Origin of the sequence: Enterococcus sp. AZ196 (genome assembly GCF_050498845.1) — a bacterium.
In the GTDB taxonomy this organism is placed as follows: Bacteria; Bacillota; Bacilli; order Lactobacillales; family Enterococcaceae; genus Enterococcus_A; species Enterococcus_A murrayae.
Map to the genome: position 1 here is coordinate 3,047,537 of NZ_JBIPAM010000001.1, position 13,066 is coordinate 3,060,602.

Below are 13,066 nucleotides of genomic sequence, written 5' to 3' on the forward strand. Positions count from 1 at the left end.
TAATATAAAGAAAATGGATTGGATAACTGATAGTTCGAATATAGTGTGAAAATAGCAGGTTTTAAACTACGTTTAATAACTAAAATAATTCAAAATTAGAAAAAACAAAGAAAAATAATTTCGGCTATTATTGTCTATAGAGGAAGACAGCAAGAAAAAATGAAGGGAGGGGAAAAAATGAAAAAGTTAAATCTGTTCATGTTTTTTTTAATGCTTCTTTCCTTGGTTACTAGTTTAACTCCGCTAGTAACAACGGTACATGCCGAAACAATAAAAAATGAGCTGATCGATGAGAAGTATTTAAAACTTTCTTATAGTAGTGAAACAAAAAAAGACACGAATGAGTGGCAGTTGAACTTTAAACGAATCAGTGAAGCAGCTAATACCGAGCAGCGTTTGAAAGTTAAACTTACTGATGATAAAGATCAGGTAGTTACTTATCCAAATGTAAAAAACATGGAGGAAAAGGGAGATTGGCTCATTGAAAAGGGGTTTTCAACGAGTGGGGAGGATCAGGTAACGATCGAATTATCCAAATCCATTAAGAAATTGAAGCTATATGTTCAAGTGGATCAAAAAAAGGATGATGAAGTCGAAGAAAGTATCCTTGAACGGAAAGAGCCGTTTACTTTAGTTTTAGAAGATTCAGCTGAAAAGCAGACGAATATGAATACTTCTTCAACTACTGAACCACATAAAGCGGCAACAGAACAGACACTAGAATCAAAGGAGTTTATTGGACCAAGGCAGACAAAGGCGAGTGCTCAACAAACAAGAGCCAACCTGATGTACAGACCTATATATACAAATAAACAACCACAGTACAAACAAGATGGAAGCGGAGAGTATCCAATATATGCTTGGCAGCCAGAAGGTCAAACAAATGTCAAAAACCATCAAGGCGGTATCGAAGGAACCCCAATAACTTCTTGGGATGGAGAAAAAAGTTGGGATGTTACTAAGGAAAATTACACTAACTCCTATATAAAGTATGGGGAGGAATCAAATCCTAATTTATGGATGCGCAAATACGCTCAACAAACAAATGAGAAAGATGAGTTTAAGGTTAAGCTGAATGTTCGTGGGAATACAATCTTTAAACCAGGAGTTGATGTGGTATTTCTATTAGATAATACCGGATCAATGACGGACTATGGTAGGAAAAAAGCAAGTGTAGCAGCCGTTGAGAAAATTGTTAGTGAATTAAAAAAGGTGGCAGATCCTTCGTCAAATGCAATTCGTGTCGGCGCTCATGTCTTCGCTAGTTACGATAAGTCATTAGAAGAGCCTGCATATGGTTGGAAAAGAGAAAATACACATTTCAAATTATCTAATAATCCAAATGATTGGGACAAAATAGCAAAATCTTATAATGAAGTCAATCCGTTAGGTCCAACGTTTACACAACGTGGATTGCAAGAGGCTGCAGATATTTTCAATGATCCAGCATCGGATATCGGAGAAGAACGACACAAACTCTTGTTTATGCTGACAGATGGTGCACCGAACTCCAGTTGGGCACCGTTAACGGCTGAATATAATAGTTCTATGTATTTTGATCGAACGTTAGTGACTAGTTTTGATTCTGGTGTAGCTCCAAATTATTCAAAGGGACTTAGTTTGGGAGCTACGGGGATTTACACGAGATTCAACTGGAGCTCGCAAACTGTTGATGGACAAAAAATCAGCAGCCATTTAACTACAACAAATTCGACTGCTTATAAGCTGAAAAGTGAAGGGATTGAGATTCACAGTATCGCACTGCAGATTTCTTCTCCTAATGATGGGAAAGAGCATAGTATCTATGAATTGTTAGAAGGAATGTATAAGACAGCGACTAAAAAGGCTAATGCTACCGGAGATGAACAAAAGGATTACTTTTTCTACCATTCTAAAGATACTAGTGAGCTGACTAAAACATTTAAAGATTGGTATGAAACAATCATTCGAACGGCTGATAAGGGAAAAATAGTCGATCCACTAGGTGATATGGTCGAGCTTGTGGGAGAACCAACTGTTAAACAAGTAAGTAATGGGGCACCGTTATTTGAAGAGGTAGATCGTCCCAAGATTACTGCGACGAATAATAATCGTCAAATTGAAGTAGAAAATATTAATTTAACTGGCGGACAAGAAATTGAAGTAGAATACACCGTTCGCCTAAAACCAACAGCTGTATCGAATCGCTGGTATCCCGTGAATAAGACGACAACATTAGCACCAACACCTGAACGAACAACCGATTTATTAGAGTTTGGCTCACCTTCAGTACGAGTGCAGTTAGAGGATTTTGTGATTCCAGTCGAGAAGATCTGGGCAGGAGATGACAATGATTATTGGGGTCTACGGCCAAATAGCGTCAATGCTGTATTGCAAAAATGGGATGGATCTACTTGGACAGATGTTGAAACAAAGGCATTAAACACCGGGAATAATTGGAAAGCTGAATTTTCAGCAGTTCAAGGCGGCGCAGAACATAAATACCGAGTTTTGGAAACACTGCGTAAGAAAGGGTATAAGCAGGCGCGGGTCAATCAGGAAAGCTTTACTTCAGAGGATCTAGTTGCTGGTGGCATAAAAATTACGAATGAAATGCTGAAAGGCGAATACAAATTCTTCAAGTTTTTAGAAGATAGGGCTACGCCATTCACGAATGATCCACCGAAATTCACAGTGAGACAAAAAGGAACGAACAAGATTCTTGCACAAGACTTAGAACCAAATTCTGCAGGTCAAGTAACTGTTAGCGGATTGCCGTTGGGAGATTTTATTGTAGAAGAGACTTATGTACCTGCCGGGTTTCAAAAGATGCCATTCTTCGAAATAAAAGTTACTGAGAATGACCCTCCTACGTCACTAGTCGCCAAAGTCTCAGATAGTACAGCTCCTTATAAAGCTGTCAATCTATTGAAAGATTTTTCTTTACAAATAGAAAAGCAAGATGCTGATGGCAACTCCCTTAGCGGAGCGAATTTCAGATTAAAAGGGACAGGTTATGAAAAGACAAGTGTAACTGGACCGATATTCAATTTTACTGGGCTGCGTCCGGGAAGCTATGAGTTAACCGAAACACAGGCACCAGATGAATACAGTATTATTCAAGAGCCGATCCGCTTTACTATCGCGCAAGATGGAAAAGTAGAGATTACGCCACACTCAAATGTTTCTGGATCGGGTGGAATAAATGGCGGAGCGAACACGATAAATCTAAAAGTCACGAATAATAAGGCTAAAGCAGGAATACTTCCAAGTACAGGAGGCGGAACCTCTAAAGTTTTATTATTAGTAGCGACGGGACTCGTTGTCACAGGTACCTGTTTAGGCAGCTTCTATTTAATCCGCAGTAGAAGGGAGGGCTAGGAATGAAAAAAATATTCTTACTCTTTCTAGTTCTGCTTCTAGGAACTTGTTCTTTGGGCTCAATAGCCAGGGCAACGGAGAAGCAAGTAGATTTATGGATTCATACATGGTCAGAAGATGGGAAAAAGATAGAAGGTACGGAACAACTAGATTTTGATGTGTATGATTTGACCAAATGGCGAACAAATCGAAAGGGGGACGAAAAGCAAGACAAAGAATTTTTATTAAACACATATTCTACAAAGGAAGAGTTGCAGTCATTTGTAAAACAGGAACAATTAGTCAAATTGAATCAAATGCCTTATCCAGCTGATGGCAGCGGAAATGTTTCATTCAGTGTTCCTCGATATCACGAGGAGCAAGACGCAGCATATTTAATTTTAGCCAATGGCGAAACAGGAAAATATCATATGCTGCCAATTATATTGTACTTACCGCAAACACATCCTGAAACAAAGGATGAGGCACAACGTTTATTAATTTATGCAAAGTATCAAGATACCACCCAAGAGCCTGAAAAGCCGGAGGAATCGACTGAACCGGAGCCTGAGAATACGTTAAAGAATCCGGGAATGGAAAAAGGACTGTCCTCATCGAGTAAAGCGTACCCTGCCACAAATGATTTGGTTCGGGATTACACTGTTCTTGGTTTGATACTTATGAGTATTGGTTTTATTGGATTCAAAACTATAAAAGGAAGAAAAAAACAAGGGGGATAAGAAATATGAAAAGCAGGGGATTTTTAGTCAGATTGTTGATGGCGCTAGTATGTTTATTGCCAGTCGGAATAGGAATGTTTAGTTTAGGCGATTCCGCCTTTGCAGCAGATTCAGTTAATGTTACCTTACACAAGAAAAAGATGGATGCATTTCCAACGGATTTAACGGAAAATACTGGTAAGGAAGATAGTCGCTTTGATCGATATGACCCGTTAGAAGGTGTCACTTTTACAGCGTGGAATATAACTGATGAGTTCTATAATCAGTTAAATGCGAAGTTGACTGGTTCTGAAACTGACAGTGAGTACCAAGCAAAAGTAAAAGAATTTATGATAGAGCAAGATCAAAGTAAAGGATTCAATTTTGATAAATCAAAGGCGCAAGATATGGGCACGAAAACTACAATAGCTGATGGGACTGCCCAATTTACTGGATTACCAATGCGTAATAGCAAAGGACTCTATAATGTGTATTACTTTGAAGAACATAATAATCCAAGTGTAAAAGGCTCTCTTCCAGTTATTTTAACACTGCCAGCAATTGATACTGATGATGGCACTCACATGGAAAATATCCATCTTTATCCAAAAAATGTAGTTACTGGTGGAGAAGTAGAAAAGGAAGTTATGGATGGTGATCAACCTGCGACACCAAATGTTGACGGAGCCTATGATTATGATATCGGGAAGGAAATTCAATTCCGTGCTAGTTATAAGATTCCATCACAAATCGGGGAAGTTTTAACTAATCCAAATACAACTGCTAAAAGTACTCGATATACTAAATTAGAATTCAAGGATGAAGTTGATAAATTTGGTGTTCAATTTGAAAGAATCGATAAAATTTTAGTGGATGGTAAAGATATCAAAGCAGAGTTCTTAGAAGTTCATACTGCAAAACCAATTTACAAAGGTCAACCAGCTAAGGCGAATGAAAAAGCAGGTTTTGAGATTAAAACCAATTTAAATGCTTCGACTGATAAAATGCCTGGTCAGAACTTTACTAAATCAAAAGATGCTGCATCATATTTAGCACGATATGCTGGTAAAAAAATGGAAATCTACTACACTGTTTCGTTAACTGAATTAACACCCGTTGATGAAGAAATTAAGAACAACTTTGTAGTAACACTTGATCATGATGGTAAAGGCGATGAAACTCAAACACATCCAGAGGTTCCAGTGATTACAACTGGTGGTAGAAAAGTCTTCAAATATGAAGATCCTAATGGACAAGGGTTAGGCGGAGCGAAATTCGTCGTTATTAAGAAAGATAGCAACAATAATGATTTATACCTGAAAATTGACGGCGGTAAAGCGACTTGGTTACCAGTTGGTTCAAATGAAAAATATGATAATGCAACTCAATACATTTCTGATGATAATGGTAATTTTGAAATCAAAGGTCTTGAATACGGAGAGTACTACTTACGAGAAATCAAAGCACCAGATGGTTTCCAAAAACTAGACCAAGACAAAGATTTTACGATTGCAAAGGGTTCTTATGGAATCAAACCAGTAGAAATTGGAAACGTGACTAAAGACGGCTTCTTACCATCAACTGGTGGAGCAGGGATCATCGCATTCTTGATCATCGGTGGTGCATTGATGGGAGCAGCAATGATTCGCTATCGCAAAATTAACGCAAAAGCATAAAAAATAGAATAATGATCTACTAAATGGAGTAAAAAGGAAATCATCCTTTTTGCTCCATTTTTTTGTTTGAGACGCAGTTAAGATTGATAGAACAGCGAATTTATCTTGAATAAATAAGCAGCAATTTAACGATAAATAGATTTTTAAGGTGAAATCTAAGCTGTTGTTTAGAAATATACTCTTCAAAAAAGCCAAAATGGACTTCGTTTTGGCTTTTTTGTGTTTTTTTGACGAATAATTCAATTGGTGAATTTTTTTTGCGACAATCAAACTTTATTATTCTTTAATTAAAATAAAATAATTGAGTTCAATAACTATTAAGATGAACAAAATGTTCATTAATACTAACTATATTTGATTTAGAATAACATCTATTGGTAAAAGTGTTAAAAAAGCGCAATAAAATTACATAAGATATCATATTGTTACGTGGAAGGACAGTGGATGAAAAAAGAAAGAAGGGAGGAATTTATGGAATGAAGAAAAAGCACTTGCTCATGTTAGTTGTTCTGCTTTTTTCTTTTATCGTTGAGTCCGTTCCATCACTGACAAAAGTGTATGCCGAAACAACCAAAACAGAATTGATAGATGAGAAATATCTGCAAATGTCCTATGATACAGCATCAAAGGACGATCAAATCCACTGGCGTATCTCCTTCAAGAGGCAAAGCGAAGACAGTGACACACAACAACGGCTCAAACTGAAAGTGACTAACGAGGAAGGGGAAGTGATAAGTTATCCAAAAATCGAGCAAATGACGCAGGAAAAAGATTGGCTGATAGAAAACACGTTTTCGTCATCTATGGAAGGTCAGCTCTCTTTTGAGCTGCCTAAGTCTGTCCAGAAGCTCTATTTGGATGTGCAAATGGATCAACAAACGCCATCGAAGGATGGAAAAGAACCAGAAACTCAAGAGAATGTTTTATCTATTAAAAAGCCGTTTGAGTTGCAGGCAAAGAAGGAAACAGGAAGCAAAGCCAAAAGCAAAGCGGCGGCAGCGCCTGCGGGAGCAGACGTTGTCTATGAGGATCCAGAGGATATCGTTGGACCGAAAGAAGATGAGAAAGTAGTACCGGCGACGGCAGTACCAATGAACGGATTATTGCGAATGGATCCGGCAAAATATACCAATAAGGCCCCAGTCTATACGAATAATGGCGGCATCTATCCGACTTGCTATTGGACACCGACTGGACAATCTGATGTTCGAAATCATCAAGGTGGTTATGAAAAAGATTCTGGTTGGGATGGAGTGACTAGTTGGGATGTATCATCCGATGATTACACAAAATCCTACATCAAGTATGGGGTCGAAAAAACAAAACCGAATATTTCTTTGAGAAAGTATGCGAGTGAAACGGCTGAAGAAGATGCATTCAATGTTCGTTTGAATGTTCGAGGAAGTACGATCGCCAAACCGGGTGTGGATGTTTGTTTTGTTTTGGATAATTCTACTTCTATGGAAGTATCCAGTGGGAATATTGGCGGGATGACGAGAAAAACGTTAGCGGTCAATTCTCTGCAAAAATTAATCAATAAGTTTAAGGATGCCGAGCCAGAAACAGACAGCTTAAGAATCGGGGGAGTCATCTATTCTTCTTCTGAAAAAAGCGGTTATTCCAATATCACGGTACCAATGTCTAGCAATGAAACGAATTGGCAAAACTTAGCGACTACTTATCGAAATGCCACTGCTTATGGGAACACCTATACACAAAAGGCGATGATGAATGCCCAAACAATGCTGAATAGCGCAGGTGGAACGAATCGTCGGAAAGTCATTTTCCTATTGACTGATGGTGCGCCCAACTATAGTGCGGTGCCGACTGCGGCAGTGTCAGATTCCAACATCTATTATGACGGCTTGCGGATTACTAACTATAGTAACGTAGCTACTGGCTCCAATTTAGGGTCAACACTAACTTCTGGAAATACTTCACCGACTAAAATAAAGAAAGGCTACAGTGTAACAAAGTATGGGCCTTGTATCTATAGTCATTTGACACCTGCGAACTCAACTGCAGCCGATATTAAGGATCAAGGAATGGAAATCTATTCTATTGCCATTAATATCAAAAGTCCTTACTCCTATACAGAGGAACATTCGACTTCTGAGCTGGTTAGAGGGCTGTATAAAATGGCGACCAAAAAAGCCAATGCTACAGGAGATACAGAACAAGATTACCAATTCTTCCATGCGAATACGACGGGTGATTTTGATATTTCTTTTGAAGATTGGTTTACCTCCGTTATTCAAACAGTGGATAAAGGCGTCATCGAAGATCCGATTGGCGACATGTATGAGCTAGTAGGGAAACCGACTGTTAAGGAAATTAAGAAGAGTGGCGTACCTGCAATTGAAGCCAGTAAATTGCCTAATGAGGCGAAGGTCGTTAACAACAAGATCACTGTTGATAACATCAACTTATACGGCAATCAGGAAATTCAAATGGACTACAAGCTTCGATTGAAAACAGATGATTCAGACTATGAGGGTGGAAAATGGTACCAGACAAATGGGAAAACTACGCTTACACCAACACCGGAACGAACAAGCGATGTACTGGAGTTTGGGGTACCATCGGCACGTGGAAAAATTAAGACATTCAAGATTCCAGTCGAAAAGAAATGGTCAGATTCACACCTTAATACTGAGAACTATTGGGGACTGCGGCCAAACAGTGTCAAAGTCGTTCTACAAAGAAAAAGTGGGAGTTCATGGGTAGATGTAGAAACGAAGACACTTTATGCGGCCAATGGCTGGAGCAATTATTTTACAGCAGAGGGCGGTACGAAGAATACTTATAGAGTCATAGAAGAATCTAGGACGACAGGGTATGAGAAGTCAACCTCCAATGTGGATGAGTTTACAGCAAAAGATATGCCGAGCAAAGGAGTACAGCTTACGAATAAATTGCTGAAGGGGAAGGCAGTTATTTGCAAGTACAAAGAGGATGGCAAAACGCCATTTAGCGGAGAGAAACCGAAATTCTCTGTAAGACGCAAATCAGATGGCAAGCTGCTAGCAGCCGACCTTGAACCAGATGCGAATGGTCAAGTAACGATTTCTGATATTCCATTGGGTGATTTCATCGTGGAAGAATCCTATGTGCCAAAAGGCTACACGAAGATGGATGATATCGATCTTAAAGCGGTGGAAAACGGCGCAGGAACAGACTTGAACATTACATTGAACGGGCAGAAGTCACCTTATAAGGTGGTCAATAAATTAGCCAAGGACCTAGAGATTCCCGTAGAAAAAATCTGGTCTGATAAGTTTCAAGGGACCGATAACTATTGGGGGCTTCGAACGAGCTATGTCAGAGTGACCTTGCAAAAGAGAAGCGGGACTACTTGGGAGGATATCGAGACATTAACTCTGACACCGATCGATCAATGGAAAGGGGTATTCCAGGGAGTCGAGGGTGGAAGCAGTGTCTATCGTGTCGTTGAGGAAGCACGAACGACCGGATATGCCAAACCAACCTATAATTATAGCACCAGTTTTACCGCAGCAAGCGTGCCGAAAGAGGGCGTTAAGTTAACGAACAAATTATTGACTGGTCAGGCGGTCATCTGTAAATACACCGATGACGGGAAGACACCTTTTAGTAAGGACAAACCAAAATTTACGGTGAAACGTAAATCAGATGGCAAGGTCTTAGCGACGAATTTAGAACCGGATACCAATGGTCAGGTAACGATCACAGATATTCCGCTGGGTGAATTCATTGTTGAGGAAAGTTATGTGCCGGCTGGGTATGAAAAGATGGCAGATATTGAACTGAAGGCAGTGGAGAATTCCGCAGGCGATGCCTTGGTCATTACGCTGAATGGAAAAAATTCACCGTATAAGGTCACCAATAAAATGGCTGATTTTAACTTAAAGATCAAGAAAGTCGATCAGGATGGCAATGAGCTTCGCGGCGCAAGCTTCCGATTAGTCGGGACAGGCTATGATCAAACAAGAACTGGTGGACCGAACTTTGAATTTACTGGCTTGCGGCCTGGAGAATACAGCCTATCTGAAGTAGCCGTTCCAAATGGCTACCAAGGGATAGACGGTACAGTCAGAATCAGTATTTCATCAACAGGAAATGTCACAGTTCAACCAAATTCAAGTGTCAGCGGATCAGGCGGATTGGGGAATCCGAACCTTATTCAATTGACTGTCACAAATAGGAAACGAGGACAAGGACCGCTGCCTAGAACAGGTGGTTCAGGGACAGCGCTGTTCTTCAAAGTAGCAATTGGGGTTATTTCAACAGCAGGAGGACTGCTAGGCAGCCTCTACTGGCTTCACACTAAGAGGAGGGGATCGTAATGAAAAAAATGATTCTTCTCTTGGGACTAATTCTGGGGATTTGTAACTTGGGGGTTACTGCTTTTGCAGAGGAAAGTCAGATAGAAATACAGATAGATACTCGGCCGGAAGGAAAAGTCATCGAAGGGACCGAGGCGCTGACCTTGGATGTCTATGATTTGACCGAGTGGCGTGCCAAACAATCGGGGAACGAGAAGCGTGATAAGGAATTCATCTTGAACACCTATTCAACAAAAGAGAAATTGGCTGACTTTGTTAAGGCTGAAAATTTAGCAAGGATAAACCAAGCACCGCTTTTATTGGATGACGCGGGAAAGACTTCTGTTATGCTGCCTCGTTATCAAAATGGAAAAGATGCGGCATACTTGATTCTCTCGTCAGGAGAAAAAGGGAAGTATTTTATGCTGCCGATTGTGGCTTATCTGCCGCAGCTGATGGCTGATTCAGCTAGGGAGTACACCAGCTTATTATTTAATTGCAAATACGATGAAATTCCGGTAATACCGCCGTCATCATCGACAGAACCGACAACTACACCAACTAAATCGACAGAACCGCCGATAACAGATAGCTCAGGACCAAGGAAAATTGAACCACCAAATGATGGAGGGAGGGATCCGAAAAGTTATCCAGTAAAGGAACTTCCTTCAACCAATGAGTTGATACGTAATTATTGTTTTCTAGGGTTGTTGCTAATGTCTGTTGGTTTAATTGGAATGCACAAAAACAAGGGGGAAAAAAATTATGAAAAATAAGAGAAAATGGGTTGCGTTATTAACCACGCTGCTCTGCATGATTCCACTGCTAGCAGGGGTGCTAGGTGGAGGAGAAAAAGCGTACGCAATTGATTCAGTGAATGTAACATTGCACAAGAAAAAAATGGACGAGTTTCCATCTGATAGTATTAATAATAGCGGTTTGGAAAATCCAGACTTTGATCGCTATGAAGGACTGCTGGGGATTACCTTTACTGCTTGGGACATTACAGAAGATTTCTATGATGCTTTAGATCAAATCCTAACTGGAAATGAAACAGATGCAGAATACAACACTAAAGCAAAACAGATCATGGATGCCTTTGATTTGAACAATGCACCAAATGCTGTTGATGTCGGTGATCAAACAACAGATGCCAATGGGGAAGCAAACTTTGCGAACCTGCCTGCTAAAAACGCAGATGGTTCTTACAAAGTATACTTCTTTGAAGAGCATGCTTCACCAGGCGTTGAGATCGGTTCTTACAAATTGATTCTAATGCTGCCTTTGAAAGATGGCAATACAGAACTTAAAGATATTCATCTATATCCTAAGAACAAAGTAGAAGGCGAAGATCCTGAAAAGGAATTAGTCGACGAAAATGGCAATCCTTTGCCACCACGTCCGGCTGGCGCTTACGATTTTGAAGTAGGTCAGCAAATTCACTACCGTGCAAGCTTCATGATTCCTAACCAAATCGGTGAACTAGTGAATGGCGCTCCACGTTACAGTAAATTAGAATTTAACGATGCGGTAGACCAAACAGGGGTGAAGTTTGAAGGAATTGATCGGATCCTTGTGAATGGCAACCAAGTTAATGCAGCTGATTTCTTACAAACGCATGGTACCTATACACCAGAAAATGAAAATTCTCCATGGGCTGGTTATGCAGGATTTAACCTGGCTATGAACTTAACTGGTGCAGCAGGACCTGCAACAGCGAACTTCTTAAGTCAATATGCGGGTCAAACAATTGAGTTCTTCTACACGGTGTCGTTCACTGAAAACACACCAGTTGATCTAGACATCAACAACGAGTTCACCGTGACAATGAATCATGATGGTGGACAAGATGATTCAAAAGTAAATCCGCCAATTGATCCAATCAAAACTGGTGGTAAGAAATTCTTCAAATATGCTCTAGAAGGAAGCAATAAAGAAGCATTGGGCGGAGCTGAGTTTGTTGTCATCAGACAAATCAATGGTGTGGATAACTATCTAACTGCCGGAGCAGATTCAATGACTTGGACTCCAGTTGGCGCAAATGAAGACTATGCAACTGCAACAAAATATACTTCTGATGCTAATGGGTTGTTCGAAGTTACTGGTTTAGAATATGGAACCTACTACTTACGTGAAACGAAAGCACCAAGTGGTTTCCAAAAATTAGCAAACGATGTTCAATTTGAAGTTGACGAAGGTACTTATACAGGTGCAGCAGCACAAGAAATCGAAAATACTTCTAAAGGTGGAACATTACCATCAACGGGTGGTATGGGAATCATTGCCTTTATCGTAATCGGTCTTGGCTTGATGGCAGCAGCGATCGTTCGCTACCGCCGTGTGCAATTTGAAGTATAATCAACGCGAAAGCACGAGCAATAGGCTTAAGAGCCTTTTGCTCGTGCTTTTTTGTCAGATATTGAGAAAAGTTACCCTTTCTGTCTAGTAGACATGAGTCCAAATCGTTTAGTAATCAGTAAATAAATAAAGGCAATCAATGTACCCAGAAATCCAAAATAAGCATCAACAATATCCGGAGTGTTCAAGAAGGTCATCAAGGTTTCGCATAATAAATTACCAATCACGTATACAATGCCTAAAAATACGATAGAACGGAATTTTACACCTTCCATTAGCCACATAAAACCAATTCCAAGATAAGACATTAAACTTAGTGAGAAGTTGGAGATATGGGAGTTGATGTAAGAATTAATAATGACAAAATCAGTTGATTGACTATACCATCTTCCAATAGTGAGAGCGAATCCTAGAAAGATTAGCAATGAATAGACTACTAAAAAAGGTTTACGAACTTCAAATTTATAAATTGTTTTGAACACGATAAAAGAATCTCCTCAAAATTTAATGTATTTTAATCTTACAAGAGCCAACGGAAAATATCAATGTGCGAATATCGTGAGAATTACAGGCAATATCGGTCTACCAAAGACTTTCTCTCTTCTAAAGCCCCTGTGGCATAATCTCCCAATAGTACAACTACAATCTGAATATCCGGCGAAGGTCCTAA

The 13,066-nt window shown here is 39.7% G+C and carries 7 protein-coding genes; 6 read left to right on the forward strand and 1 reads right to left on the reverse strand.

The genetic code is table 11. The annotated features are described in order from the left end of the window. Positions 1-177 precede the first annotated feature (177 nt). The 6 genes from IGI67_RS14730 (at position 178) to IGI67_RS14755 (ending at position 12,396) form a co-directional block, all read left to right on the forward strand. Positions 178-3,360: a vWA domain-containing protein gene (locus tag IGI67_RS14730; RefSeq protein ID WP_429958176.1), complete on the forward strand. Its 3,183-nt coding sequence runs from the start codon at positions 178-180 to the stop codon at positions 3,358-3,360. A gap of 2 nt (positions 3,361-3,362) precedes the next feature. Continuing rightward, on the forward strand, positions 3,363-4,079 hold the full coding sequence (locus IGI67_RS14735; RefSeq protein WP_207110024.1) for a pilin N-terminal domain-containing protein: 717 nt from the start codon (positions 3,363-3,365) through the stop codon (positions 4,077-4,079). A gap of 5 nt (positions 4,080-4,084) precedes the next feature. Then, entirely contained in the window at positions 4,085-5,734 is a 1,650-nt protein-coding gene (locus tag IGI67_RS14740) for a SpaH/EbpB family LPXTG-anchored major pilin (RefSeq protein WP_429958177.1), read from the forward strand. A gap of 476 nt (positions 5,735-6,210) precedes the next feature. Next, a complete protein-coding gene (locus IGI67_RS14745) occupies positions 6,211-10,059 on the forward strand; it encodes a SpaA isopeptide-forming pilin-related protein (RefSeq protein WP_429958178.1) in 3,849 nt (1,282 codons plus the stop codon). After that, complete coding sequence (locus IGI67_RS14750; protein WP_429958179.1) at positions 10,059-10,814, forward strand: hypothetical protein; 756 nt, start codon at positions 10,059-10,061, stop codon at positions 10,812-10,814. Before IGI67_RS14745 ends, IGI67_RS14750 begins: the two co-directional genes overlap by 1 nt. After that, positions 10,804-12,396, forward strand: coding sequence for a SpaH/EbpB family LPXTG-anchored major pilin (locus tag IGI67_RS14755; protein WP_429958180.1), 1,593 nt, complete (start codon positions 10,804-10,806; stop codon positions 12,394-12,396). Before IGI67_RS14750 ends, IGI67_RS14755 begins: the two co-directional genes overlap by 11 nt. 71 nt (positions 12,397-12,467) lie before the next feature. Here the strand turns inward: IGI67_RS14755 and IGI67_RS14760 are convergent, their stop codons facing one another. Beyond that, the gene (locus IGI67_RS14760) at positions 12,468-12,680 is read right to left on the reverse strand and encodes a hypothetical protein (protein WP_429958181.1); all 213 of its coding nucleotides are present in this window, start codon (positions 12,678-12,680) and stop codon (positions 12,468-12,470) included. Positions 12,681-13,066: the final 386 nt, after the last annotated feature.